The organism is Paenarthrobacter sp. CAP02 (assembly GCF_040137855.1).
In the GTDB taxonomy this organism is placed as follows: domain Bacteria; phylum Actinomycetota; class Actinomycetes; order Actinomycetales; family Micrococcaceae; genus Arthrobacter.
Genome location: NZ_JBEEII010000010.1, coordinates 56,249 through 82,957, shown reverse-complemented (window position 1 = coordinate 82,957; position 26,709 = coordinate 56,249). Strand labels below are relative to the sequence as shown.

Annotated in this window: 23 protein-coding genes; 16 read left to right on the top strand and 7 right to left on the bottom strand. The window is 63.3% G+C overall.

What is annotated here, in order from left to right:
* Positions 1–215 precede the first annotated feature (215 nt).
* The 10 genes from ABHM97_RS17020 (at position 216) to paaZ (ending at position 12,112) form a co-directional block, all read left to right on the top strand.
* A complete protein-coding gene (locus ABHM97_RS17020; RefSeq protein ID WP_235517333.1) occupies positions 216–872 on the top strand; it encodes a pentapeptide repeat-containing protein in 657 nt (218 codons plus the stop codon).
* Between the two features lie 119 nt (positions 873–991).
* The gene (locus tag ABHM97_RS17015) at positions 992–2,218 is read left to right on the top strand and encodes a thiolase family protein (protein ID WP_349471614.1); all 1,227 of its coding nucleotides are present in this window, start codon (positions 992–994) and stop codon (positions 2,216–2,218) included.
* Positions 2,218–3,021, top strand: coding sequence for an enoyl-CoA hydratase/isomerase family protein (locus tag ABHM97_RS17010; protein ID WP_349471613.1), 804 nt, complete (start codon positions 2,218–2,220; stop codon positions 3,019–3,021). The genes ABHM97_RS17015 and ABHM97_RS17010 overlap by 1 nt, the downstream gene beginning before the upstream one ends.
* A complete protein-coding gene (locus ABHM97_RS17005; protein ID WP_349471612.1) occupies positions 3,018–3,881 on the top strand; it encodes a 3-hydroxyacyl-CoA dehydrogenase family protein in 864 nt (287 codons plus the stop codon). Before ABHM97_RS17010 ends, ABHM97_RS17005 begins: the two co-directional genes overlap by 4 nt.
* Positions 3,882–3,907: 26 nt before the next feature.
* Positions 3,908–4,510, top strand: a complete 603-nt coding sequence (locus ABHM97_RS17000; RefSeq protein ID WP_349471611.1) for a GNAT family N-acetyltransferase — start codon at positions 3,908–3,910, stop codon at positions 4,508–4,510.
* 160 nt (positions 4,511–4,670) lie between these two features.
* Positions 4,671–5,588, top strand: a complete 918-nt coding sequence (locus ABHM97_RS16995; RefSeq protein ID WP_349471610.1) for an SGNH/GDSL hydrolase family protein — start codon at positions 4,671–4,673, stop codon at positions 5,586–5,588.
* 56 nt (positions 5,589–5,644) lie between these two features.
* The gene (locus ABHM97_RS16990) at positions 5,645–6,370 is read left to right on the top strand and encodes a tyrosine-protein phosphatase (protein WP_349471609.1); all 726 of its coding nucleotides are present in this window, start codon (positions 5,645–5,647) and stop codon (positions 6,368–6,370) included.
* Positions 6,367–7,380, top strand: coding sequence for a glycosyltransferase family 2 protein (locus tag ABHM97_RS16985; protein WP_349471608.1), 1,014 nt, complete (start codon positions 6,367–6,369; stop codon positions 7,378–7,380). Before ABHM97_RS16990 ends, ABHM97_RS16985 begins: the two co-directional genes overlap by 4 nt.
* Positions 7,381–7,605: 225 nt before the next feature.
* The gene (locus ABHM97_RS16980) at positions 7,606–9,804 is read left to right on the top strand and encodes an S-layer homology domain-containing protein (protein ID WP_349471607.1); all 2,199 of its coding nucleotides are present in this window, start codon (positions 7,606–7,608) and stop codon (positions 9,802–9,804) included.
* 208 nt (positions 9,805–10,012) lie between these two features.
* Positions 10,013–12,112, top strand: a complete 2,100-nt coding sequence (gene paaZ / locus ABHM97_RS16975) for a phenylacetic acid degradation bifunctional protein PaaZ (RefSeq protein ID WP_349471606.1) — start codon at positions 10,013–10,015, stop codon at positions 12,110–12,112.
* Positions 12,113–12,683: 571 nt separating this feature from the next.
* On the opposite strand, the gene ABHM97_RS16970 is transcribed toward paaZ, so the two are convergent.
* Genes ABHM97_RS16970 through ABHM97_RS16960 form a run of 3 tightly spaced genes read right to left on the bottom strand, consistent with a single transcriptional unit; the run spans position 12,684 to position 15,157 of the window.
* Complete coding sequence (locus tag ABHM97_RS16970) at positions 12,684–13,286, bottom strand: TetR/AcrR family transcriptional regulator (RefSeq protein ID WP_349471605.1); 603 nt, start codon at positions 13,284–13,286, stop codon at positions 12,684–12,686.
* Positions 13,287–13,323: 37 nt separating this feature from the next.
* Positions 13,324–14,673, bottom strand: a complete 1,350-nt coding sequence (gene paaK, locus ABHM97_RS16965) for a phenylacetate--CoA ligase PaaK (RefSeq protein WP_349471604.1) — start codon at positions 14,671–14,673, stop codon at positions 13,324–13,326.
* Positions 14,674–14,680: 7 nt separating this feature from the next.
* A complete protein-coding gene (locus ABHM97_RS16960; RefSeq protein ID WP_235517321.1) occupies positions 14,681–15,157 on the bottom strand; it encodes a hotdog fold thioesterase in 477 nt (158 codons plus the stop codon).
* 108 nt (positions 15,158–15,265) lie between these two features.
* On the opposite strand from ABHM97_RS16960, the gene ABHM97_RS16955 reads away from it, so the two are divergent.
* Complete coding sequence (locus ABHM97_RS16955; RefSeq protein WP_349471603.1) at positions 15,266–15,862, top strand: GNAT family N-acetyltransferase; 597 nt, start codon at positions 15,266–15,268, stop codon at positions 15,860–15,862.
* Here the strand turns inward: ABHM97_RS16955 and ABHM97_RS16950 are convergent.
* On the bottom strand, positions 15,859–17,415 hold the full coding sequence (locus ABHM97_RS16950) for a putative bifunctional diguanylate cyclase/phosphodiesterase (protein WP_349471602.1): 1,557 nt from the start codon (positions 17,413–17,415) through the stop codon (positions 15,859–15,861). The two genes, ABHM97_RS16955 and ABHM97_RS16950, sit on opposite strands and share 4 nt — an antisense overlap.
* A 2-nt stretch (positions 17,416–17,417) precedes the next feature.
* The gene (locus tag ABHM97_RS16945) at positions 17,418–18,470 is read right to left on the bottom strand and encodes a CDC27 family protein (RefSeq protein WP_235517318.1); all 1,053 of its coding nucleotides are present in this window, start codon (positions 18,468–18,470) and stop codon (positions 17,418–17,420) included.
* 107 nt (positions 18,471–18,577) lie between these two features.
* Here ABHM97_RS16945 and ABHM97_RS16940 point away from each other — a divergent pair, with 107 nt between their 5' ends.
* Positions 18,578–18,748 carry a hypothetical protein gene (locus ABHM97_RS16940; RefSeq protein ID WP_235517317.1) on the top strand — a complete coding sequence of 57 codons (171 nt, stop codon included), beginning with the start codon at positions 18,578–18,580 and terminating at the stop codon, positions 18,746–18,748.
* 149 nt (positions 18,749–18,897) lie between these two features.
* Here ABHM97_RS16940 and ABHM97_RS16935 read toward each other — a convergent pair whose 3' ends face one another.
* Complete coding sequence (locus tag ABHM97_RS16935; protein WP_349471601.1) at positions 18,898–20,538, bottom strand: ATP-binding response regulator; 1,641 nt, start codon at positions 20,536–20,538, stop codon at positions 18,898–18,900.
* 218 nt (positions 20,539–20,756) lie between these two features.
* Here ABHM97_RS16935 and ABHM97_RS16930 point away from each other — a divergent pair, with 218 nt between their 5' ends.
* Positions 20,757–21,140, top strand: a complete 384-nt coding sequence (locus ABHM97_RS16930) for a DUF7793 family protein (RefSeq protein WP_235517315.1) — start codon at positions 20,757–20,759, stop codon at positions 21,138–21,140.
* Between the two features lie 19 nt (positions 21,141–21,159).
* Positions 21,160–21,969 carry a class I SAM-dependent methyltransferase gene (locus ABHM97_RS16925; RefSeq protein ID WP_349471600.1) on the top strand — a complete coding sequence of 270 codons (810 nt, stop codon included), beginning with the start codon at positions 21,160–21,162 and terminating at the stop codon, positions 21,967–21,969.
* A gap of 7 nt (positions 21,970–21,976) precedes the next feature.
* On the opposite strand, the gene ABHM97_RS16920 is transcribed toward ABHM97_RS16925, so the two are convergent.
* Positions 21,977–24,226 carry a S9 family peptidase gene (locus ABHM97_RS16920; RefSeq protein ID WP_349471599.1) on the bottom strand — a complete coding sequence of 750 codons (2,250 nt, stop codon included), beginning with the start codon at positions 24,224–24,226 and terminating at the stop codon, positions 21,977–21,979.
* Between the two features lie 299 nt (positions 24,227–24,525).
* Between ABHM97_RS16920 and ABHM97_RS16915 the strand changes: the two genes are divergently transcribed.
* Together ABHM97_RS16915 and ABHM97_RS16910 are read left to right on the top strand one after the other, a co-directional pair.
* Positions 24,526–25,233, top strand: coding sequence for a glycosyltransferase (locus ABHM97_RS16915; RefSeq protein WP_349471598.1), 708 nt, complete (start codon positions 24,526–24,528; stop codon positions 25,231–25,233).
* Positions 25,230–26,672, top strand: a complete 1,443-nt coding sequence (locus tag ABHM97_RS16910; protein WP_235517311.1) for a glycosyltransferase family 4 protein — start codon at positions 25,230–25,232, stop codon at positions 26,670–26,672. Before ABHM97_RS16915 ends, ABHM97_RS16910 begins: the two co-directional genes overlap by 4 nt.
* The last annotated feature ends 37 nt before the right edge of the window (positions 26,673–26,709 follow it).

The following is a 26,709-nucleotide window of genomic DNA, read 5'->3' as shown; positions in this document are numbered from 1 at the left end:
CCTTTCGGTGTGCGTCCAGCGCCATGGAATGCGCCGACTCAAGTCAGTTTTCGCCATCGGAACCGTTCAGGCAAGGACCGGCCGTCGGTCTTTGTCGGCAGCCGGGGATAGGCTCGAAGCATGGAACTATCCACCACACTGACGCAGCACATCACCGCCGGACCAACGAGGGTTTGGCCCGAACTGTCCCTGATCACAACGCGGGAAACCCTCTGATGCCGGTGGCCAAGGTTGCAGCCCCCAAAATTTCCCCAGTGCGGTTGGACGAACTTCGTGATGACGACGCCCCGGACTTCCAGCGGGGTGAAAGGTACGACGGCGTCCGCCTCACCCGCGTATCTGCGGAGGGAGAGGAACTGAGCGGCGCAGATTTCATCGAGTGCGAGTTCAACAGCGTGTCCTTCAACGAGGCCCAACTGCGCGGCGCCACGTTCAGGGAGTGCGTCCTGGCCGAACCCTACGCACCGGTTTTCATGGCTGCCCGGACATCGTGGCAGGACGTGGAGATCAGCAACCCCCGGTGGGGATCAGCCGAACTTTACGAAGGCAACTGGCGTTCGGTCCGCATCGACGGCGGCAAGCTTGATTACGTGAACCTCCGGGGCTCCAAGCTCATGGATGTTCAGATCTCCGACTGCATCATCAACGAGCTTGACCTCGGTGGCTGCACCGGGACGAGGCTGGCGTTGAAGAACTGCACCATAGGCACCTTGGATGTCACCGGTGCCAAGCTGAAGGACGTGGATCTGCGGACTTCCGAGTTCCGCGGAGTCAACGGCCTGGCTGGTCTGGCCGGCGTCGTAATCGATGACTACCAGCTGAGCTTGCTGGCACCGCTCTTGGCCGGGCACGTGGGGATCCGGGTGGTCTGAATCGGGGTTGGGCCGGTCTTCATCTGTTGACCGGCCCGTCGGTCCGTGTAATCTTTATAGAACGAACGGTCGGTAGATTATTCTCGACCGGTCCCTTTCACATCGCGAAGGATGTTCTCATGGTCGAGGCTTTTCTTGTTGGTGGCGCCCGTACGCCTGTAGGTCGCTACGGAGGCGCGCTGTCCTCCGTCCGTCCCGACGACCTCGCAGCATTGGTGGTCCGGGAAGCAGTGGCGCGTGCCGGCGTCGATCCTGACACCATTGACGAGGTGATTCTCGGTAACGCCAACGGCGCCGGCGAAGAAAACCGCAACGTCGCACGCATGGCGACCATCCTGGCCGGACTTCCCCTCCACATCCCGGGCATCACAGTGAACCGGCTGTGCGCTTCCGGGCTGAGCGCCATCATCATGGCCGGCCAGATGATCAAATCCGGTGCCGCGGACATCGTGGTGGCCGGTGGCGTCGAGTCCATGAGCCGTGCGCCCTGGGTCCAGGAAAAGCCGACGACGGCTTTCGCCAAGCCGGGCCAGATCTTCGACACCTCGATCGGCTGGCGTTTCACCAACCCGCGCTTCACCAAGGGCGAGCTCTCCCGCGACGGCAAGATGACCTACTCCATGCCGGAAACGGCCGAGGAAGTGGCCCGCGTCGACAACATCTCCCGTGAGGACGCCGACGCTTTCGCGGTCCGCTCGCACGAACGTGCGTTGGCCGCCATTGCCGGAGGCCGGTTCAAGGACGAAATAGTTCCGGTCACCGTCAAGACGCGGAAATCCGAGACAGTCGTGGATACGGACGAAGGCCCCCGGCTGGGCACCACCATGGACGTCCTTGCCGGGCTTCGTCCCGTGGTCCCCGGCGGCTCCGTGGTCACGGCCGGCAACTCCTCCACCCTGAACGACGGCGCCTCCGCCATCATCGTCGCCTCTGAAGAAGCCATCAAAAAGTTCGGCCTGACGCCGCGTGCCCGCATCGTGGATGGCGCGTCGGCCGGCTGCGAACCGGAGATCATGGGAATTGGCCCGGTGCCGGCAACCCAAAAGATCCTGGCACGCACGGGCCTCACCGTGGACAAGCTCGGTGCCGTGGAACTCAACGAGGCTTTCGCTACGCAGTCCCTGGCCAGCATGCGCCGTCTCGGGTTGAACCCGGATATCGTGAACAACGACGGCGGTGCCATCAGTTTGGGACACCCGCTGGGTTCCAGCGGCTCGAGGATTGCCATCACCCTGTTGGGTCGGATGGAGCGCGAACTCGCTTCCGCAACCGGACCGAAGCTGGGCCTGGCGACCATGTGCATCGGCGTCGGGCAAGGAACTGCGATGCTGCTGGAAGGCGTGTAATGGCACTGAACCCGGAAGATTTCTCCACCCTCCTTGTCGAGGAGCGCGAAGACCGGCTCACCGTCCTGTTGAACCGGCCCGAGGTCCGCAACGCCATCGACCAGCAGATGGTCGATGAGCTCCACCTCGTCTGCGCGGAGCTGGAACGGAACCCGAAGGTCCTGATCATCGCCGGCACGGACGGCGTGTTCGCCTCGGGTGCCGACATCGGCCAGCTGCGCGAACGCCGCCGAGACGATGCCCTCCAAGGAATCAACTCCACGATTTTCGCCCGCATCGCCAAACTTCCAATGCCCGTCATCGCGGCATTGGACGGGTATTGCCTGGGCGGGGGCGCCGAACTCGCCTACGCCGCGGACTTCCGGATCGGCACTCCAAGCATCCGGATTGGAAACCCCGAGACGGGGCTGGGGATCCTGGCTGCAGCCGGTGCCACCTGGCGGCTCAGGGAGCTCGTTGGTGAACCGAAGGCCAAGGAGATCCTCCTGGCCGGTGCGGTCCTGCGGGCAGAGGAAGCCCTGCGGATCAACCTCATCACCGCCATCGTCGAGGCACCTGAGCTGATGGACGCGGCCCACACCCTCGCTGACAAGATCGGTCGTCAGGACCCCTTGGCCGTGCGGATCACCAAGTCCGTATTCCATGCCCCCGCTGAAGCCCACCCGTTGATTGACACCCTCGCCCAAGGCATCCTCTTCGAGTCCCAGGCCAAGTTCGACCGGATGCAGGCGTTCCTCGACAAAAAATCGGCCAAAGCTTCGCAAGACACAGACGCTCCCACGCAGGACAGGACCCAAAAATGACCGACGTTACCGCCCTACCGCACGTTGTTGGAGTCCTGGGCGGCGGCCGCATGGGTGCTGGAATCGCACACGCCTTCCTGACCAGGGGCGCCACAGTGATAGTCGTTGAGCGTGACCATGAAGCTGCCGCCGGAGCCCAGGGCCGGGTGGCGGAGGCCGTGGCCAAGTCCGCCGCCCGCGGCACCCTGGAGGGGACGCCCGAGGAAGCATTGGCACGCTTCAGCACCTCCACTGACTACGCTTCCTTCGTCCACTGTGGGCTTGTGGTGGAAGCAGTCCCGGAGGACTACGAACTCAAGGTCGGCGCCCTTAAGGCTGTGGAGGAGCACTTGTCCGCGGACGCATTCCTGGCCTCCAACACTTCCTCGCTGTCCGTCTCCGGCCTGGCAAACGAGCTTCGTCGGCCCACCCATTTTGTGGGGCTCCACTTCTTCAATCCCGTGCCCGCATCAACCCTGATTGAAGTGGTGCTGGGCGAAAAGACGTCTCCCGAACTGGCTGTTGCGGCGAAAAGCTGGACCGAGGCACTCGGCAAGACCGCCGTCGTCGTCAATGACGCTCCAGGCTTCGCATCCTCCCGCTTGGGTGTGGCGATTGCGCTGGAGGCGATGCGCATGGTGGAGGAGGGCGTGGCGTCGGCGGAGGACATCGATGCCGCCATGGTTCTTGGCTACAAACACCCCACGGGACCGCTGAAGACCACTGACATTGTGGGGCTGGATGTCCGCCTGGGCATTGCCGAGTACTTGCATTCAACGCTGGGCGATCGCTTCGCGCCGCCGCAGATCCTCCGTGACAAGGTGGCGCGTGGCGAGCTGGGGCGCAAGTCAGGCAAGGGCTTCTTCGACTGGAAAGACTAGTGCGCAGGGCCGGTTAGGCTAGCCGGGTGACTTCAATTGAACCCATCACCCTGACCGGAAACTTCGTGACGCTGGAACCTCTGGGCCAGGAACACCATGACGGGCTGGTGGATGCTGCCCGCGACGGCGAACTGTGGAAGCTCTGGTACACCTCGGTTCCGGCTCCGGAGGGTATGGCCGCCGAGATTGATCGGCGCCTGGACCTGCAGGCAAAGGGTTCCATGCTGCCGTTCGCCACGCGCTCAAACGCCACGGGCAGGCTCATCGGCATGACCACGTACATGAACATCGACGCCGTGACACCCCGTGTCGAGATCGGCTCCACGTGGAACGCGGTGTCGGCGCACGGCACAGGAACCAATCCGGATTCCAAGCTGCTGCTCCTGCGGCACGCGTTCGAATCACTTGGGTGCCCGGCCGTGGAATTCCGCACGCACTGGCTGAACCAGCAATCCCGCGAGGCGATCGCCCGGCTCGGCGCAAAGCAGGACGGCGTGCTCCGGAACCACTCGCGCAGCGCCGATGGAGCGCTCCGCGACACCGTGGTGTTCTCCATCCTGGAGCACGAATGGCCCGCTGTGCGGAATGGTCTGGAGTTCCGCTTGGCCAAGTACCGCGCCGAGGGGTGAGCTTTCGGCACTATGCGCACGCAAGGTCTTTTCCCTCCGCAGTCGCAGGCGTAATCTAGCCAACACATTGCCCCGGTGCGCGGCCGACTGGTGGGCGAGCCGTGACTTCCGCGCATGCGGAACCGGAGCCCCAACGAGCGGTAAAAAAAGGGGATTCACCATGGCAACTCATCAAGCACGACGGCGGCGCCCGGCTTTTGCGGGCGGTCTCGCCATTCTGGCTCTTTGTCTGGGTTTCACGGCCAGCCCGGCCACGGCGGCCGCGCCGCCGCTGCCCGACTATGTAGCAGTCGGGGATTCGTACACGGCCGGAACGGGTGCGGGGGATTTATACGCGCCGACCCCGCCGGGGTGCTGGCAAAGCAAGGGCGGCTACGTCAATCTGGTTGCAGCCACCGGACAGGTGACCTTGCTGGCCAATCTGGCGTGCCATGGAGCTTTGCTTGTTCCGGGCGGCCCTTTCTATAACGGTGCCCCGTCGGTGGTTCAACAGATTCTCAGCAGGACCGGCAGATCTGCGCTGGCCAAGGCAGAATTGGTGAGCATCACTGCGGGTGCCATCGACGCCGGGAGCCTGCTCGCCCTGCGCGACTGCGCCAGCCCCGATACGGCCACATGTGCCGCCACTGTGGCGGGAATCCGCGCCAAGCTGCCCGCGATTACTGTCGGGCTCGCGGGAACATACGCGTTGCTCCGGGCTTCCGCACCGCAGGCAGCCATTGCAGTCATGGGATATCCGAGGCTTTTCGATCCGACCCGAGGCCCCCTGGTTCTCCCTGGCGTCACGGTGGTCCCGGTGGAAAACCAGGTCCAGGTAAATTCCGCTGTTGATGCCCTGAACACGGCCATCGCGAACGCCGTCAAACTCAGCCGGACCAAGGCGGTTTTTGTTGATGTGACCCAGCGGTTCCTTGGTCACGCAGTGAATTCGCCGGAACCGTGGATCGTGCTGGCGCCCCCGGTGCCTCCGTCGACCCTGCTTCCGGATGCCAACTTCCACCCGAACGCTGCCGGACACCAGGCTTACGCCGCCGCGCTGCTTTCATCGGTGGTCCCGGCGCAGCCCGTCTATCCGTAGCCTTGGGCTCGCCGGGGGGCATCACCTCCGGCGAGCCAATGTGCTTAGCTGGCTCTATGGATTCAGCTCACGAAAGCGTGCACTGGGACGGAGCTGTCAACGCGTGGCGGATCGCCGGTGACGTTTACAGGATGGGCCGCCATGAGTGGGTCACCGAAGCAGGTTGGCAGCAGATGTTCGACGACGGCGTCCGCACCGTGATTGACCTGCGCGCCGATCGTGAACGGACCTCGCGCGACACCGACCCCCAGGTGCCCGAGGACGTGAAGGCGCGTATCGCCGTCGTCCATTGCCCCACGGAAGATCCGGACCACAGCCGCTTCAGCGAGCTGTTCGGCCCGTACCTCAAGGATCCCGAACAGTACGCCGACTACCTCCAGCTCTTCGCCGAAAAGGTTGCAGCAGTGTTCAAAGCCATCGCGGCATCGCCTGGCAAAGTGGTGGTCCATTGCTCGGCGGGACGCGACCGCAGCGGCGTGATCGCCCTGATGCTGCAGCGACTGGCCGGCTACACCGACGAGGAAATCATCAGCGGTTATGAGCTCGCGGCCCGTGGTATCAACGAGCGTCATCGCACGCACGGGGCCCCACATGCGCACGACCCCTACCTCTCGGAGGCCGAACTCGAAGCGACGTTGACGCGTCGGCGGGCCAGCCTGAGGGCGTTCCTTAAGAGGCTCGATGCTCCCGGCTTCCTGGCAGCCAACGGCGTGTCCCCATCCGAACTGGCCACAGTACGGGCCAAGCTGGCAGCAACCGACGCTGCTACCATGCAGAGTTGACTGATCTCCCAACTGGATGGACCCGCATGACTACCGGCGCCCGCGTCACCATCGTGACGCGAACCAAGAACCGACCAACCTTCCTGGCACGCGCTTTGGACGACATCTTTGGCCAGACTTTCCGGGACTTCGAGCTGGTGATAGTCAACGACGGCGGCGACCCGGCCGACGTCGACCGGCTCACCTCCCAGCGTGCGGAAGACGAGCGGGCGCGCATTACCACCCTTCACCATGCTGAATCCGTGGGCATGGAAGCGGCGTCGAACGCCGGCGTGAAAGCGGGCACCGGGGAGTTCGTGGTGATCCACGACGACGACGATTTCTGGGCGCCCGACTTCCTGGCCCGCACGGTGGCCTACCTCGATGATCCCGCGCACGCCGCCGAAAGCGGGGTTATGGTGCGGACGGAAATCGTCATCGAGGAGCTTGTGAACGGCAGGATTGAGCCCATCCGACGTGAGATTTTCTGGGCCAACATGCGCCAAATAACGCTCGCGGACATGCTCAAGATCAACCGCGCTGTCCCGATTTCGTTCCTGTACCGTCGCAGCCTCCATGACGCCGTGGGCTATTACAACGAGGCGCTGCCCGTGGTGGGTGATTGGGAGTTCCACTTGCGCGTCCTGAGCCACTCGCGGGTGGGATTCCTCGACGGCGAACCCCTCGCCTTCTGGTCACAGCGCCCCGAGTCCGCGGGCCATGATGGGAACAGCATTTTCGCCAAAGCAGCGGAGCATGCCCGCTACGATGCCCTGGTACGGGATGAACATCTCCGGGAAGGGGTCGCCCAAAACGGCCTTGGCACCATGCTCTATCTGACCCGGGTCCTTGCCGAGCAAGAGGAACTCATCGTTGCCCAGCAGCGGCGGCTGGATGAGACCACAGCCAAGCTGGATCACATCCTTGACCGCCTCGACGCGCTGAACCAGACGGTGGTGACACGGACAAGCGTGGGGGAGTTCCTGAAGAAGCCCATGCTGCTTGCCAAGAAGCTCGGCGGCCGGGCCTAAACGCTCTCTCACGTTCCGGCCGTTTCGGGGTGACGCTCTCTCACGTTCCGGCCGTTTCGGGCGGACGCTCCCTCACGTTCCGGCCGTTTCGGGGTGACGCTCTCTCACGTTCCGGCCGTCACATGTGCCCCCACTATCGACCCTTCCAGCGCAACCCCTTATGATCAGCGAAGGGCCGCTAATCGAAGCGGCCCTTCGCACGCTCAAAAGAATATTGGGGGACCCTTGAAGGGTAAATCGCGCGGCCGCTATCGGCTCGCTCTGACACTATTGGCGGCTCTGTTCCTCGGAGCCCTTCCTGCCGGATTCGCATCCCCGGCAGTTGCCGCAGCCACGGGAAGTATCTCGGGGACGGTCACGGTGCCCGCTGGGGTAGACGCTTCCAAAATCATGGTCGCCACATTGGCCGGGCCCACCCAAAAGAACGTATGGGCCGATGCTGAGGGGAAGTTCCTGCTCCCCGCGCTGGAGGCAGGCCAATACAATCTGCAATTTGTAGACACCGCCGCCCCGATGCAGTTGCTTCCCACTTTCTATGGGAACCGGGACAGAGAGCAGTCGACTGTCGTTACCGTGACCGCGGGTTCTGCTATCACCGGCATCAACCAGACGATGACCATGGGAGGAACGATAGCAGGGAAGGTGTCCGTCCCCGCCGGCGTAAACCCAGCGGGCGTCACCGTTATAGCTGAAGGGCCCGGCGGAACCAATTCAGGTGCCGTCAACAACGACGGAACATATGTGGTGAGGGGCCTGGGCACAGGCGGTCACAAGGTTTCCTTTTTCCACTACGGGCAGCCGTCACCTGTACTGAGCACCTACTACCCGGGTGCTTCACGCGACGGGGCCACCTTGGTTCCGGTTACCGAGGGTGCCGGCGTGACCGGCATCAACCAAGTAATGCAGCCAGCAGCCATGATTTCGGGGCAAGTCTCCGTTCCCATGGGGAGTTCCTATGACGGACAGGTCACGGTCGAAGCTGGTCCTGACTTCACCAAGAACAACTTTGTCAGCACAGCATTCATCGGTGCGGACGGAAGATATACCGTTGGCGGGCTTCCAGCTGGAAAGTACAAGCTCCATTTCCGCACCAACAACCAGAAATGGGCAAACATGTGGCACGGTGCGTTCGCCGTTGCCGACAAGTCTCCTTGGGTGTCGGTCGCGGCTGGGCAACAACTCACCGGCGTTACGGATTCCGCGGTCGCTGCTGCGAGCGTCTCAGGTTCCGTCTCGGGTCAGCCAGCTCCGGGACCGACCATGAGCGGCTCGGGCATGAGCATCACCGCAGTCATGCAGGACGGGACCGTGGCAGCGTCGACGGTGATGGAGACTTCCCAGACCACCTACTCCATTCGGAATCTGTTGCCGGGTTCATACAGGATCCAGTTCAACCGCGACCCTGACTTCGTTTCCTCATACGAGGCTCAGTCGTACAAGGACCTTCCTGAATCCAGCGGTACTGCGGGCGCCACATTGGTGACGGCGCAGGCCGGACAAGCCGTATCAAACATCAACGCGACGGTACGTGCGGGCGGCACATTCACAGGCAAGGTACTGGACTCCCAAGGCCGTCCCTTGGCGAACGCGCGGATCAACGTTTATACCAAGGATGGCTCGTTGGTCACTCGTTTTGACTACTCAATGGCTGATGGGACGTTCAAGGTTACGGGTCTGACGACGGGTCTGTATTTTGTCTCTGCTGAGGAGGGTGCGGAGTCGGGCCCGATTTTCTCTGGCAATGTGACCAATGCGGCTAACGCGCGTTCGATCTCTACTGTCGTCGGGCAGAACACCGATATTGGCACTTTGAGTTATGCCACGGCAACGGAAGGGAAGCAGGGTTTCGACGACGTTCCGCTGGGCGCGCAGTTCCAGGACGAGATTCAGTGGTTGGCTGATAAGGGTATTTCCACGGGTTGGCAGGCGGGCGATGGGTCCAGGACGTATCAGCCTCTGACCCCGGTGAACCGTGACGCGATGGCTGCGTTCATGTACCGCTTGTCGGGGAAGCCTGCTTTCACGGCGCCTGCTGTGTCGCCGTTCAAGGACCTCCCCGTGGGTGCGCAGTTCTTCAAGGAGATCACGTGGCTCGCGGACAAGGGCATCTCCACGGGTTGGGAAGAGGCTGACAAGTCGAAGACATACAGGCCCTTGCAGCCGGTGAACCGCGACGCGATGGCGGCGTTCATGTATCGGTTGGCCGGGGAGCCGGAGTTCACGGCACCCAAGGTTTCACCTTTCGTCGACCTGCCTACCACGGCCCAGTTTTACAAGGAGATCACGTGGCTTGCTGCGCAGGGAATTTCCACAGGCTGGGCTGAGGCGGGAAACACCAAGTCGTTCCGTCCGTTGCAGCCGGTGAACAGGGATGCGATGGCGGCATTCATGTTCCGCTACAACACCAAGTTCGGCTCCATCTAGCCGCATAGGCATGACCAAGGAGGGCCGGTTCCGCGAGCAGTGGAGCCGGCCCTTCGCCGTACCCAGGCGTCGCTGAAAGAAAATTCCTGCTGTACTCTGCCGGGCATTCATGTACCCTGTATATATTACCGAACGGCCGGTCAGTAATGTTGGCGCCAGTCAGCAATGACCGTGCCGCTTTCATGTGCCTTGGAAGGACCCGTCGACGATGACCACTACAGCAGTCGCCCCGGAAGCCACAGCCGTTGCAACCGTCCCCAGCTACGTCCAGGATGCCTGGTGGACCCCGGCGCCCGACGCGAAGAAAGTCCCCGTCCGCGATGCCAGCACAGGTGAAGTCCTGGCCAACGTGAGCACCGACGGGCTGGACCTGTCCGCCGTCGTACATTTCGGCCGAACCACTGGCCAAACTGAACTCGGGAAGCTGACTTTCCACCAACGCGCGCTCAAGCTCAAAGAGCTTGCCCTGTACCTAAACGGCCGCCGCGAGGAACTGTACGCCTCGTCGCTGCAGTCCGGCGCCACCAAGATCGACAACATGATCGACATCGACGGCGGCATTGGCGTCCTCTTCACGTTCGGTTCCAAGGGCCGGCGCGAGCTGCCCAACTCGCAGGTGATCGTGGACGGCCCCATGGAGACGCTCTCCAAGGACGGTTCGTTCGTGGCCGAGCACATCTACACACGCATTCCGGGCGTGGCCGTGCAGATCAACGCCTTCAACTTCCCGGTCTGGGGCATGTTGGAGAAGTTCGCGCCGTCGTTCCTGGCCGGTGTGCCCACCATCGTCAAGCCTGCGACTCCCACCGGGTATGTGGCTGAGGCTGCTGTACGGGCCATCATCGAATCCGGCATCCTGCCCGCCGGTGCGCTCCAGCTGATTTCAGGTTCGGCCCGCACGCTCCTGGACGAGCTCGACTACCGCGACCTCGTCTCTTTCACGGGTTCTGCGTCCACGGCCAAGTCGCTCAAGTCCCACCCGAACGTGGTTCAGGGCGGCGTCCGTTTCACGTCCGAAACCGACTCGCTCAACGCTGCCATCCTCGGCCCTGACGCCGTGCCCGGAACTCCGGAATTTGACGCTTTCATCAAAGCCGTCGTTACCGAGATGACCGTCAAGGCGGGTCAGAAGTGCACCGCGATCCGCCGCATCATCGTTCCGCAGGCCCTGACCGCTGACGTCGCTGCCGCCGTCGGCGCCCGCATCAACGAACGCGTAGTGGTCGGCGACCCTCGCGCGGAAGGCGTCACCATGGGCGCGCTGGCGTCCCTTGATCAGCTCGCCGATGTTCGCGCTGCTGTTCAGTCAATGCTCGACGCCGGTGGGGAACTCGCGTACGGATCTCTCGATTCGCCGTCGGTCACCTCGGTTGGGGGCGCCGTGGGAGTTGTGGAAGACGGCGCTTTCATGTCTCCGGTCCTCCTGAGCTGGGCCGACGCGGAAGCTGAGGAAGTGCACTCGCTTGAAGCCTTCGGGCCGGTTTCATCGGTGATCGGCTACTCGGACCTGCCCGATGCGATCCGCCTGGCTGCCAAGGGATCGGGCTCGCTGGTGGCATCGGTATGCACCAACGATCCCGCTGTGGCGCAGGAGCTGGTGCTGGGAATTGCTGCCCACCACGGCCGCGTGCACATGCTCAACCGCGAAGACGCGCGCTCTTCCACAGGCCACGGTTCGCCCGTGCCGCACCTGGTTCACGGTGGACCGGGCCGCGCCGGCGGTGGCGAGGAACTGGGTGGCATCCGCTCGGTCCTGCACCACATGCAGCGCACCGCCATCCAAGGATCGCCCAACATGCTGACGGCCGTAACAGGTGTTTGGCACGCGGGAGCTGAGCGCAACTTCACTGTGGAAACTGAAGGAGAGCACCCGTTCCGGAAGTCGTTGGCGTCCCTCCGCATTGGAGATGCGGTGCGCTCGGAGCTGCGCGAGGTCAAGCTGGAAGACATCACCGCTTTCGCGAACTCCACGGGCGACACCTTCTACGCGCACACAAACCAGGAAGCCGCCGAGGCAAACCCGTTCTTCCCGGGCATCGTGGCCCACGGCTACCTGCTCCTGAGCTGGGCTGCAGGTTTGTTCGTTGAGCCCGCGCCGGGTCCAGTCCTGGCCAACTACGGGCTGGAGAACCTGCGCTTCATCACGCCGGTTGCTGCCGGGGACTCGATCCGTGTGACCCTCACGGCCAAGAAGATCACCCCTCGCGAGACCGACGAATACGGCGAGGTGGCCTGGGATGCCGTGCTGACCAACCAGAACGACGAGATCGTAGCCACTTACGACGTCCTCACCCTCGTGGAGAAGTAACCCTCCCTCACATCCCGGCGTGTTGAGGGCAAACGCTCCAGCACCCAACCAGAAACGCTTCCACGCTTTAGTGCGCGGAAGCGTTTTGCTTTTTTAAGCGGAAGGGCACGACGACGTCACTCGGCTACCGCCGTCGGGCGCTTGAAGGGGGTGGGACGTGAGTGAGGGTTGGCCGGAACCCGCCCTGGCCGCTGTGGAGAAGCAACGCTCCCTCACATTCCGCCGTGTTGAGGGCAAACGCTCCTGCACAACGACGGCAGCCAGCCGCCGTCGTCGGGTACCAAGGGGGTGGGACGTGAGTGAGGGTTGGCCGGAGGCCGTCCTGACCGCTGAGGGGAAGCAACGCTCTCTCACGTTCCGCCGGGTTGAGGGCAAACGCTCGTGCACGACGACGGCAGCCAGCCGCCGTCGTCGGGCACCAAGGGGGTGGGACGTGCGTGAGGGTTGGCCGGAAGGGGGTGGGACGTGAGTGAGGGTTGGCCGGAAGGGGGTGGGATGTGAGTGAGGGTTGGCTGGAAGGGATGGGTTGTGAGCGAGGGTTGGCCGGAAGGGGGTGGGATGTGAGTGAGGGTCAGGAGGCCGTGTGGAGGCCCTCGAAGGCCATGGCGATCAGGTCGTCCGCGAGCTTCTCCGGGGACAGCGAGCCGCCGGGCTTGTACCACTCCACGATCGAGTTGATGGTGCCGAACAAGAGCCTGGTCACAGTGCGGGGATCAATGTCCTGCCGAAGCGAGCCGTCTTCGCGGGCAGCGGAGATCAGGGCAGCCACTTTGTGGTCGAAGGCACGCCGCCGTTCCAAAGCGTCCCGTTCGATCTCCGTGTTGCCCCGCAGTCGCAGCAGCAAAGTAACAAACGGCAGCCGGTCCACCAGCACGGCGATGGTCTGCCTGAGCACAAACTCCAGCCGGGCGTCGGCAGGCCCTGACGTGGCAGAAGGCTCCTCAAGGATCGCCTCCAGCCCGCCCAGTGCGTGGTCCAGGGCGAGCTTCAGCAGATCGCCCTTGGACGGCACGTGGTGGTAGATGGCGGACTTCGAAATCCCCAGGTTTTCAGCCAGGATGCCCATGGACGTTGCGTCGTAGCCGTGCCGGTTGAAGACGTCGACGGCGATGCGGAGCACCGACTGCTGGTCGTAGCCGGGCCGTCCGCGCTTGGTGGTGGTCTCAGTAGGCATGCTGGCATTTTCTCACGATCTCCGCCAACGAAGCGGATTAGCCCTTGGGACGCAGGTCGTAGATGCGGCGCAGCTTGCCGTTGGAACGCTCCAGGGAACCGGGCTCCACAACGTCCACCACGCAAGACGAGCCGATGTGGATCTTGATCTGCTCGCGCAAGGTGTGGGCCGCCGTCGAACTGGCCTCGGCGGTGACGGACTCGCGGCGCTCAATGCGGACCGTGAGCGAGTCCATGCGCTTGCCTTCGGGCCGGGTGATTTCCAGCTGGAAGTGCGGGCTCAGCTCGGGGATGCGCAGGGCGATTTCCTCGATCTGCGACGGGAAGAGGTTCACGCCACGGAGGATGATCATGTCGTCGCTGCGGCCGGTGATGCGGCCCATGCGCCGGTGTGCGGGTCGGGCCGTGCCGGGGAGGAGGCGGGTGAGGTCCTTGGTGCGGTACCGGATGATCGGCAGGGCTTCCTTGGTGAGCGAGGTGAATACCAACTCGCCCGGTTCGCCATCCCCAAGCACGCGCGTGTGGTCGAACGGATCGATGATTTCGGGGCGGAAGTGGTCCTCCCAGATGTGGCAGCCGTCCTGTGTTTCGACGGCTTCGCCTGCGACGCCGGGGCCCATGACCTCGGAGAGGCCGTAGATGTCGGAGGCTTTGATGTTCATGGTGACTTCGAGCTCGTGCCGCATCTCTTCGGTCCACGGCTCGGCACCCAACACTGCGTACTTGAGCGAGGTGGAGGTGGGGTCGATGCCCTGGTGCGCCATGGCGTCGGCGATGGTCAGCAGGTAGGTGGGGGTGGCGAGGATCGCGTCCGGCTTGAAGTCCTGGATGAGCTGGATCTGGCGTTCGGTTTGGCCTCCGGACATGGGGATGACCGTGCAGCCGAGGGCTTCAGCGCCAGCGTGTGCGCCCAGGCCGCCGGTGAACAGGCCGTAGCCGTAGGCGTTGTGGACCTTCATGCCCGGGCGTACGCCGGAGGCGCGGAAGGACCGTGCCACCAAAGTTGCCCAGTTGGCGAGGTCATTTTTGGTGTAACCGACCACTGTGGGGCGTCCGGTGGTACCGGAGCTGGCGTGGATACGTGCGATCTGGTCCTGGGGGACCGCGAACATCCCGAAGGGGTATTCCAGGCGCAGGTCTTCCTTGGTGGTGTAGGGGAACTTGCCCAGGTCGCTTAGCTCGCGGAGGTCCGAGGGGTGCACTCCGGCTTCGTCGAACTTGCGCTTGTACAGCGGCACGCGATCGTAGGCGTACGCCACGGTGTGCTGGAGGCGGGTGAGCTGGAGGGCTTCGAGTTCGTCGCGGGAGATGGTTTCTTCACGGTCCAGCACGGGGGCGCTGGCTTTGGAGGCGGGAACGTCTGGTGCTGCCACGGTGTTCTGCGTCATGGTTTTCCTACTTCTTGGAGATGGTGCGGCTGCGGCCACGGAACTCTGCAATGAGTTCACCGGGCTCGGAATCGGTGGCGGCGCCGGGCTCGGCGTCAGCGGAGGGGGCGGCCGCGTAGATCTGGATGTCGTACAGGCCGCTTCGGCCGGTACTCGCGCGGCGGTTTGCGACGGCGGTGATCACCTGGCCTTGGAACGCCGGCTTGATGAAGTTGATGTCGACGCCGGATGCCACCGTGATGGTGGCGGCTTCCTCGGGCGTGGGGTTGGCCGGGTTGCAGGCCAGTGCGAAGGCTGTGTCGCCGAAGGCGAAGATCATTCCGCCGTGGGCCATGCCGAAGCCGTTGAGCATTTCCTGGCGGAGGTGCATGCGGATGGTGGCGTGGCCGTCGTCGACCTTGAGCACCTCGATGCCCATCCACTCGGACGCGTAGTCGTTCGTCAGGATGTGGTGCGATGCACCGGAGAGGGTTGTTTCAACCATGCGTCATTGCCTCCAGCTTTATTTACCGAATGTTCATTAGGTAATCCCAGATCGCGCCGAGTGTCAAGACTGGACCACTATTCGCCCGCGACTAGTAGCCTCATGTTCATGCCCGATATTGAGCTCCCCATCGTCACCGACCGACTCATTCTGCGCCGCTTCGAGGCCGAGGACCTTGAGCGCTTCCACGGCTATCAGTCCCTTCCCGGGACGGCACGCTTCCTTCTGCGCAGCGAGTTGTCCAAAACACGGGCTATGGAGGTCTTGGGTCGCTATGCAAACTTCGAGTTCACTCAGGAAGGTGACTGGATTTGCCTGGCCATTGAGCGCAAAGACCAGCCCGGACTGATGGGCGAGGTAGTGCTGAAATGGCTTGAGGGCACCGGACAGGGTGAGCTGGGCTGGATCCTGCACCCGGAAGCCCGCGGCCAGGGAATCGCTACAGAAGCCGCCCAAGCCGTCATGGAACTGGCCTTCGAGCAGTTGTCCTTCCATCGCCTCGACGCCAAGCTGGATGCGCTCAACACCGGTTCCGCGGCTATCTGCAAACGCCTGGGCATGCGGCTCGAAGCGACCCTGGTGGACAACTGGCACTACAAGGGCCAATGGGCCACCGAGCAGATCTACGCGATCCTGGACACCGAGTGGCGGGACCGGAAGCGCCAGGTTACAGCGGGCGGTGAAGCGCCGACGTCGGGCGTTTAGTCAGCGGTGACGGGCCACGTCTTGTGGTGCTTCAGCTGCTCCGTCAGCTGCTCCCCGGGCAACGGCCGGCTGAAGTAGTAACCCTGGCCGCTGGTGCATCCGATGCCCAGGAGGTACTGGGCCTGCTCGGCTGTCTCGATGCCTTCCCACACCGCGTTCAGCCCACAGGCACGGATGAGTTGCAGGACGGCAGCGAGCAGGGCCGGTTGCGAGGGGTCGCTGCCCAAGGCGGAGAGCAGGGTCCGGTCCACTTTGACGGTGTCGACGGGCAGCCGGCGCAGATAGCTGATGGACGAGTAACCAGTGCCGAAGTCATCGATCTCCAGACCAACGCCCAGGCGTCGCAGGCTGTTGAGCGTGTAGCGGTCCAGGTCGTTGCCCAGGATGACGGCGCTCTCGGTCAGTTCCAGGACCAGCAGCGATGGGTCCAAGTTCGCGGACGCCAGTGCTTCCCTGACATCCTCGATAAACTCGAGCCGCTGCAGGTCGGCGGCGGAAACGTTGATGCGCATGCTGAAGTCATGGCCCGACGTCAAGGGGTCGCTGCGCCACTGCTTTAACTGCTCGACGGCGGTGCGGAGCACCCAACCGCCCAAATCGGAGATCATGCCCGTTTCCTCGGCAATCGGAATGAACTCGTCCGGCATGATCAAACCGCGGGTGGGGTGATTCCAGCGGACCAAAGCTTCCACACCTTCGATTTCCCGGGTGTCCAAACGGATGATCGGCTGGTAGTAGAGCACCAGTTGCGAACCCGCGATGGCCTCTTTGAGTTCGCCCACCAGCTGGTTCCGCATTTGCCGGGCATGAAGCATGGCCGGTTCATAGACCTTGAGCTTGCCGCGTCCGTCCGCCTTGGACTCGTACATGGCAATGTCCGCTTCCATCATCAGCTCTTCGGCGCCGTGGCCAGGGTCAGCCATCCGCAGGCCCATGCTGGCCCCACAGCGCAGATGCTGGCCTTCGATTTCCATGGCCCCCACAACGGACGCGAGGATGCGGTTGCCGATTGACGCCGCTTCGGCAGGGGTGACGTCCGGAAGCATGACGGCAAATTCGTCGCCGCCCATACGGGCCACCATGTCCTGCTCGCGGACCGCCCCGCTGATCCTGGCGGCTACAGTTTCGAGGACTTTGTCCCCGATGGTGTGTCCCAAAGTGTCGTTGATCGACTTGAACCCGTCCATGTCCAGGAGGAGGATGGCTGGCCGCTTGCTGCCCTTCTGTCCGGCCGCCTGGGCCTCGGCCAGTGCGTTGGCAAAGGCTGAACGGTTATTCAGGCCCGTCAGGGGATCGGTCATGGCCATGTGGCGCATCGCCAGGTGTGCTTCGTTGAGCTGTTGCGTCCGGGCGTTGACCCGCTGCTCCAGTTCTTCGTAGATGATCTGGAGGTCCTCCGCCAGTAGGTTGGTGCCCATGATCACGGCATCGATCTCATCGCGGGCGTCGGAGACCTCGATCCTGGTGTTCAGGTCTCCAGCTGCCAACCGCACGATACCGTCCAGCAGCAATCCCAGGCGAGGATCCTCGGTGGAGAAATTTCCTTCGGACATGCTCACCCCTCGTGCGGCTGGCCTCGTTGCTCATCGTCATGCCGCAGATGTTCGCGGACGGCAGCACTCCGTTCGGGCAAGGCGGCGCGGTCGAACAGTGTGGCTGCTTCGTCAAAGTTAGCAAGCGCTTCATCCCGCCGGCCCAATTCGAGCAGCGCCCGCGCAAGGAGGAAGTGCGCTTCCGCTGACGTTTGGGTGGCCAGAATGGAAGACCGGGCGCATAGCGGTTCAAGGATGGCTGCGGCCTCCTGCATGTCCCCGCCCAGGAAATGCCAGTGGGCCCGGACCAGGGACATTTCCAAGTGGTCCCTTTCCGAGCCACCCACAATGTCAGTGGCGAGCTCGGCCCTCTCAATGCAGCGGAGGGTAGCGGCGTCGCTGAGTTTCGCTTGGAGTCGCATTTCGGCAGATGCCCTGTTGAAGCGTGCCCAGAGGTCAACATCCTTTGACGGCGACAGCAGCTCAGCCGCAAGGTCGTGGTAGCGGCCGCCGTCGCTGACGCGATCCGCAAGGAAGGCAACGTTGCCTATCACCCAGTAGCCCTTGCCCGCGGTGTCCTCGTCCACATCTTCCGTCAGCAGGGTTTCCATGGCCAAACACTCCCGCCAGGCGTCGTCAAGCAGGCGGCTTTCGGCCAAGGCAGCGATCAGGGCGCGTTGGGCAAGGATCTGGACGTAGAGCAGGTCGTTGTCCCGGGCGGCAAGTTTCGCTGCATCAGCGGCCATGGTGGCCGCCGCCGCCAACCGGCCCAGCCCTTGGAGGGCGACGGCAACCATGGTCCCGGCCTTCGCGCCAAGCTCTGCGGAAGTGGCAGTGAGGGGGTGGTCGTTGAGTTCGGAAGCCAGGGCAAGGAATTCCTGGATGCGGCCTTGGTCGCGGAGGCACTCGGCCTGCAGGTAGCGCATGTTCCACCATGCTTCTTCGTCGCCGGCCGCCGTGGCCAAGGTCGCGGCTTCACCCGCCAGGCGAGCGGCTTCGTCGAAGTCCCGTTCCTTCCATTTGTTGCGCGCTGAAAGCCCGGCTACGACGTGGACGGCGAGCTGCGGACTTTGCATAAGCCCATTATCCATGTCATTACAGGCGAAAAGCTCGTATAGTTTGCCCCGTGACTTTATTCAAGTCACACACGACAAATTCGCATCAGTACGAAAGGGCATAGCGGATGAAAAAATTTGCGGCAACCCTGCTCATGGCGGCGGTTCTGGCAGTAACGGGATTCGCTGCTCCAGCCAATGCCGACTCTTCGCAGGACAGCTCGGCGATCGGATGGTGGCCCAACAGCGTCACCAGCACCAAGACGAACACCACCAGCATCGGTTGGTGGCCAAACTAAACATTGGGGGAGCGCCTCTCAAGGCCATATGACATAAATTGATGCCCTGGGCCGCTGCCCGGGGCATCAGTTTTGTTTCGCCGGATGTCGAGCATTAGTGACGGCGGGACAAATCTCCGCAGGCCCGCATGACAGCGATGTCATACAGATTAAGGCCCTCCAACGGGCAGCTCCACGGACACCGTCGTTCCGGAGCCCAGCGTCGAATCCAACAGGAGCCGGCCCATGTGGCGGCTGATGATGTCGTGGGCAATGGCCAGTCCCAGGCCGCTGCCAGGGACTGCGGCGGACGTTGCGTTGGACGCCCGGTAGAAGCGCGTGAAGATGTGCGGGAGGTCGTGCTCGGGGATGCCCAGGCCGGTGTCGGCGATCCGCACAGTGGCCGCCCTCGCGCCGTTATCGGAGGCCGATACCGAGCTGGTGATGCCCACCCGGCCGCCCTCGGGGGTGAACTTGATGGCGTTGGCAACGATGTTCGTGAAGACCTGCTCCAGCTTTGCTTCGTCGGCCGTCACTTCAATGTCTTCCCCTGCCTCAGTGAATGAGAGGGAAACATGCCGGGACTCGGCAAGCGGCCGCAGCGTTGCCACCACAACTTGGAGCAGCTTGGCGATGTCCACAGGCTTGAGGTCCAGGTTGCTGCCGTCCTGCATGGACACGGTCAGCATGTCCTCGATAAGCCGGCGGAGGCGCTCAGAGTTCCGGCCAATGACGCCCAGCATCTTGGAAATGCCTTCCGGAACCGGGCCGCCGGAACCGTCCTGGATCATGTCCAGATACGCGGTGATGGAGGTCAACGGTGTCCGCAGCTCATGGTTCACCGTGGCCAGGAAATCTGTTTTGGCTTTGTCCAGTTGCCGGAGCTGGTGCAGCACGCGCTGCTGGGCACTGATGAGGTGGCCTTGGATGAGGCCATGTGCCACGTTCCCGGCCACGTGCTGCATCAGCGCGATCTCTGGACGGGTCCAGTCGTGTTCCTCCTGCACTGTGCACAGCAGGATGATTCCCAGGGCTGTTGCGCCTTCGCCAACAGGCAGAAGCACGGTGGAGATCGGGTGCAGCTCCCCGGACCATTCCCGCAAGGCCCCGGCGATTGCTGATTCGGGATCTTTCCTGTGGTCCGAGACCGCAAGGACGTCCGCTTCGGCCCACAGCTTGTTGGCTGCTTCGGCGATGGTTTCTTCGCTGTCTCCAAGCCTCGTGGGAAGGGGGGACACACCCGGATCGTTCCATTGTGCGCGGATGTTGGGGACGCGTTCGTCCCGGAACGTTGCGAACCAGACGTGGTCCACACCCAAGGCCTTGCCAAAGCCCTGGACCACGTGGTCGGCGATCAGTTGCGGATCGTTGGTTTCCCGTATCGCCGATGACACGTTCCGGAGGCTCTCGCGGAGCGCCTCGATCTCCCCGCGGGAGCGTTCGCGTTCCCGCGACCGGCTGATCAGGGTCCTGACGCGGTGTACCAGTTCCCCACCCCGCACCGGTGCCAGGACGTAGTCCGCCATCCGCAGGGACTCGAGGTTAGCGACGTCCAACGATTCGTTGGCGTCCAGGAGCAGCAGCACCGGTATCCCCGGATTGCGCAGGCCCCGGACCAAACCGCTCCCGGCCACGATCACGGAGGGGCTATGGCGTTGGAGCTCGAGGGACACGGCGGCGCTGTCCGAAGCAGTAATTACCTCGAAGCCGGCTGTGGCGAGCGCAGCCTGGGAGGCAGCCAGTCGGTCCCCATCCGTATCCGCCACCAAGGCGGACGGAGAATCCTGTACATCGGCAACGGTCTCGCCCACGGAGCCCCTTCCGTTCCAACGTTCTTCCCACGGTATTTCCCGATTTGGCAACACCCTACCAGCGGCATTGGGGCTCGCGGCTTCCCGGCGTGAAATGCTCCGGATGAGTCGTGGAAGACACTCTTTACATTGACCACGGGATTCGTCAGCCTTGAGGAAGCCAAACCGGGGTGACCATGTCAGTTCCGGCACGGGCGCCGGACCGCAAGAGGAGCACAGTGGATCAACACGCAACATCGAAAGACCACCAGCAGGTGTCGTTCAAACTTGAACTCGAAGAGCAGGGAATCCTGCGCCTCACCTGGCCCCGCGGCGCCAGGATCCAGGAATCGGATGCCCAGCGGGCCATGGACCGGGTCAATGAGTTGTGTGGCGAAGACCACCATCCCATGATTGTGGACATGGCGACAACGGACGACGTCAGCCGCGGCGCCAGATCGGTGTTCGCCAAGCCTTGCCAAGCCAACCGCATCGCTCTCTGGGGTGCGTCTCCGGTGGACAGGGTGATCGCCAATTTCTTTCTCGGCATCATGAAGCCTCCGTGCCCCACAAAGTTCTTTACCTCCGAAACAGAGGCCTTGGAGTGGCTGGTGGAGGCTTAGCGCCACCTATATTTGAAAGATGTTCTCGGCCCTAAGAAAGTACCTGCTCATTCCACGCCTCATCAGGCTCTCGTCCGGTGCCCCCAAGGACCCGCTGACGGCGTGGGACCGGTACTGGGGGGATATCCGCTCCACAGGTGCCACCGGTGACGTCCTGTGGGACTCGGGCAGCGACCACGAACTCAACGCCTACCTGCCCAAAGTGACACAGTTGGACCAGAACCTGCCTGTTGTGGACGTTGGGTGCGGCAACGGCAGTTTCACCCGTCTCCTTGCCCGCCACTTTCCCATCGCTGTTGGACTTGATTACTCCGCGAACGCCGTTGAGCGCGCACGGCAGGAATCGAAGGACATCACGACGGCGTCGTTCGCGGTCTGCGACATGACGGCACCGGACGCTGCGGCTACTGTGGCGGCGGCCCTGTCCAAGGCAGGCTGGTCCGGCGATGCGAATGTGTTCATCCGCGGTGTCCTGCACGTGTTGGACAGCGACGGCCGTGCCGCCCTTGCAGCGAACCTGCTGCCCGTCGTCGGGACCCGGGGCGGGGTTTTCCTTGCCGAGACCAATTTTCCGGGGACTCCGGTGGACTATGTGAGCCACCTCGGAGCCACACGGAAATCGATCCCCGGACCGCTCGAGTGGGCGATTCGCGGGCTGCCGATGCCCGGTCGCTTTGGCGCCAAGCAGCGCGCAAAAGCCTTCCCGGCGGCGGACTGGAACCTGGTGGAGGAAGGCTCAGCGAACATCGAAACGCGGCCCCTCAGCAACCCGTCCGACCCCGATGTGATCCCGGGCTACTTCGCGCTGCTGCGGGCCCGCCAACGATGAAGGCCCCCTACTTGAGTCCGGCCCCGGGGAGAAGCTCCGTGGCGCCTACGGAATCCGCGACGAACGCGTAGTCCCATGCCCGTTCGCGCCACTGCACGTACCGGCCGGATGCTCCGCCGTGGCCGCCGTCCATCTCGATCTTCAAGACGATGGGCTCGGACCCGGTGGAAGCATGACGCAGTGCCTGCACCCACTTCGCTGGTTCGACGTAAAGCACCCGGGTGTCATTGAAGGACGTCACGGCAGCGATCTTGGGATAGGCAACGGCCCCCACATTCTCGTAGGGAGTGTAGGACTTCATATAGGCGTAGGCCTCGGGGTCCGTGATCGGGTTACCCCATTCCTCCCATTCCAGGGCGGACAGCGGAAGCTCGGGGTCGAGGATGGTGGTCAGGGCGTCCACGAAGGGCACCTGGGCCACTACCGCTGCGTACTTTTCGGGGGCCATATTGGCGATGGCGCCCATGAGGAGGCCGCCGGCCGAGCCGCCCATGGCTGCTATGCGTGAGCGGTCAACCCAGCCTGACCCGGCAAGCCAATCAGTCGCGGCGATGAAGTCGGTGAACGTGTTCTTCTTGCTGAGCTTCTTGCCGTCCTCATACCAGAGGCGTCCCAGCTCGCCGCCGCCGCGGATGTGGGCGATGACCATGACGATGCCGCGATCCAGGAGTGACAAGCGGGCCACGCCGAAGCCAGGATCCATGCTCATCTCATAGGATCCGTAGCCGTACACCAGTCCGGCGGCCGTGCCGTCCTGCGGAACCGAAGCGTGACGCAGCACCGAGAGCGGGACCCGGATGCCGTCGTCGGCCGTTGCCCATTCGCGGGTGGCGACGTAATCGGTGGACGCATAACCACCGAGGACCGGGCTTTCCTTGCGGAGCTGCAATTGACCGGCGGGCAACCCGGGCGTGGGCAGGACGAAGTCGTACACACGCGAGGGCGTGAAGTAGGAGGTGTAGCCCATGCGAATTACGGGGGCTTCGTAGTCCGAGCCGGAAACGCCCGCGGTGTACAGCTCCTCATCGAAAGCAGGCTCCACGGGGTCGCCCTGCGCCGGCGTACCGAGCCCTGCAAGCGGCAGCACCTGCACCCGTTCGATGGTGTCCTTGCGGATGGACAGCACCAGGTGCGTGGACGTTACGCCCGCGCCGTTGACGCGCACCTGCTCGGAATGCTCGACGACGGTCCGCCAGTCCTGCTGCTCAAGTGGCTTGTCGAGCTCAGCAGGGTCCACCAGGCTCACCATGGAGTTGATGGCGTCCTTGTCGTGGGTTACCAGGAGGGTCTCGCGGCCATCGAGCAGGAATGGCTCTGCCTCGTAAAGAATATGTTCGTCACGGGAGATGACAGTGCTGAGGCCGGCCTCGTAGTCATCGAAGCGGAGCAGCCTTGTTTCGCTGAACTCGGAGCAGCCAATGCTGAGCACCAGGTGGCGACGGTCGGAGGCGAGGTCGAAACCGAGCCACATGGCGACGTCGTCCTCCTGGTAAAGCACCTCGTCCTCGGCGACCGGAGTACCCAGGACGTGCGCTTTGACCTGGTACGGACGCCAGGCGTCGTCCACCACTGTGTAGAACAGGCGGGTGCCGTCGGGGGAGAAAGCCACTCCGTAAAAGATGTTCTCGATGACGTCAGGAAGGAGCTCACCGGTGCGGAGATCCTTGATCCGGAGGGTGAAGCGTTCATCGCCGGCGTTGTCCACGGCATACGCGTAGAGATTTCCGTCCACGGTGACAGCGGCACCACCGACGCTGAAGAACGGCTTGCCCTCGGCTTCAATGTTGCCGTCAAGGAGGATTTCCTCGCCCGGGAGCTCCACTCCGGCCTCCACTGCCGGGGGAGTCCAGTCCGCGATGGGGTCGCCCGAGTTGCTGGCCCGGACGCGGCACTGGATGCTGTACTCCTTGCCCTCCACCGAGCGGCTGTAGTACCACCAGCCGTCTTTCCTGCTGGGCACTGACAGGTCTGTCTCCTGAGTGCGGCCCTTGATCTCACCAAATATGGCTTCGCGCAAAGGTTCCTGGTGCGCAGTGACGGCTTCCTGGTAGGCGTTTTCAGCCTTGAGGTGTTCCACCACCTCTGCCGATTCCTTGTCCCTCAGCCACTCGTAGTTGTCCACGAAGACATCGCCGTGATGCTCGCGGCGAGTGGGCACCCGCTTGGCGACAGGTGGCCCGAGAGGGGTTTCCGGGGCAGTAGCTTCCGGTGCGGAGTTTTCCGGGGCGGCCGAAGGAACGGGAGATGCGTGGCTCATGTGGCAACTCTATAGACGGCCTCCGACAACCAACCAGCAATTTCGCTCAGAGCGCCCGGATGCGTTCGCAGCGAGGTTGGATTCGCGGTAGGGGCCGGTCCACCACGTGGACGGCAAACCGGGATTGGCGTCATGACTTGCAGGGTTCCGCCACTCCATATATTGCGGGCATGTTTTCGTACCCGCTACCTGGATATTTGGAGGCTCAGATGGTTCCGCTGCAATCCCACAGTGTGCACATCGGAAGGAGAGGAGGTCTCCAAGCGCGTCGACATTCAGAGACTTTGCGGCGCTCCCGCGTGGATCTCGAGGTTGTCATCCCGGCTTACAACGAGGCCGCCAGAATTCCAGGCACCCTCCGGCAGACGGCCGATTTCCTGGCTACCCAGCCCTGGTCATCGCGCATCGTGGTGGTGGACAACGGCAGCGTTGATGAAACGGCTGCGGTTGTCCGCAGGATCTCCCGTGAAAAAGGGGGCATGGTACCCATCTCCGTGGTGGGTTGTTCGCGCCGCGGCAAGGGAGCGGCAGTCCGCCGCGGTCTCCTCAGCGGAACGTCCAGGTTCACAGGCTTCTTTGACGCCGATCTGGCCACTCCCCTGGAAACGCTCACTGAAACCATGTCCCATCTGTCCAACGGGGCAGCGGCCGTCATCGCATCCCGCCATGCTCCTGGCTCCACCTTTGTGCGTCCCCAGCACATCGGTCGCCGGATGGGCGGCACGGCATTCCGGGTCCTGACCCGGTCCAAGGTCAAGGGCATCCAGGACACCCAGTGCGGCTTCAAATTTTTTGAACGCGATGCCCTGACAGCTGCCATGGTGCAGTGCCGGAGCACCGGGTTCGCCTTTGATGTCGAGCTCCTTCTTCGGCTCCAGGACAACGACGCCAGCATTATCGAACTGCCGGTGGCGTGGACCGATGGTGCGGAGTCTACGTTCCGCCCTTTCCAGGACGGAGTTGCCAGCTTTGCCTCGGTGCTTCAACTCCAGAAAGCAACACCATGACCTTTGCTCTACCCGACCTGAACTCTCCTTCCCGGCTGGCGGGGAAGCATCTGCTTGTCCTCAACTGGCGCGACATCAAGCACTCACAGGCTGGTGGCGCGGAGCAATACATGCATGAAATCTCCAAGAGATGGGTGCAGCACGGAGTACAGGTCACCTGGTTCACGGGACGCGACGCCGGTCAGTCGGCGGAGGACCTCATTGACGGCATCCGCATTCTGCGCGGAGGCGGAACCCTCTCCATTTATGCGCATTCGGCAATGCGGCTTCTGCGGACCAGTGGGCAGTTTGATGCCGTAGTGGATTGCCAGAACGGAATTCCGTTCTTCTCGCCCTTGTTCCTGCGGCGGGATATTCCGATCATCCAGCTGATCCACCATGTCCATCAGGAACAGTTCCGGACCAAGTTCTCTCCACCCATGGCCGCGGTGGGCCGGTTCCTGGAAAGCTCAGGGGCCAAGTCCGTGTACGGGCAGCGCTCCATCGTGGCGGTCTCTGCCTCCACGCGGTTGGAACTTCGCAAGCTAGGGTTCACCGGACCGATCCACGTGGTGCCCAACGGCACCATTGATAGCCCGCACGAGGTTTCCGCCCGCGCGCTCAGGCCCACCATCGCCGTCGTCAGCCGCTTGGTTCCGCACAAACGGCTGGACCTGCTGCTGGGACAATTCGCAGTGGCCGCAAGGAGCATCCCCAAACTGCGGATGGACATCGTCGGCGACGGGCCGGAACGGGCACGCCTGCAGCAGTTGGCCATGGACCTGGGGCTGGACCATGCGGTGACGTTCCACGGGTACCAGCCCAACGACGTCCGTGACGAACTGCTGGGCAGGGCCTGGCTTACTGCCTCCACCTCGGCCTCGGAGGGCTGGGGATGCTCAGTCATCGAGGCCGCAGCGTGGGGCGTGCCCTGCCTGGGCTTGCGCGTACCCGGTATTAGGGACTCCGTGCTGGACGGCAGGACCGGATGGTTGGCCGATACCCCCAAAGAGTTTGGGGCGGCCTTGGTCGAGGCGTTGTCGGCCCTGGCCGAGCCTGACGCAGCCAGGGACGTTTCCGTGGAATGCAAGGAATGGGCGAGCTGCTTCACCTGGGACCGCAGCACCAGGCTCCTCACCGGTGTCCTGCTGGAGGAGGAAAAGGCACGACGCGAGGGCGGGGACCTGCGCTCCTCGCACTCGGATCTTTCCACGCTGGTTCGTTTCGAACTGCCGGAGGGGGCGGACCTCAGGGCTGTCCTACGGGCAACAGACGAAGTAGCGCTGACGGACGACGGCCATATTTCGGTCATGATGAAAGGCCGTGACGAGTTCGAGGCCTTCGCTGCCCTGAAACAGATTGGCGTGGAGACCGTTGAACTCCGTCCGGCAGGACCCAACACCTTGCTTGCGGGTCCCGGGAGTTCCTTTGCTCCCGTCGATGCCGTAGATGGCCAGTAGCGGGCGGTCCCTACGTGGAGGTGTACCTGGAAAGACC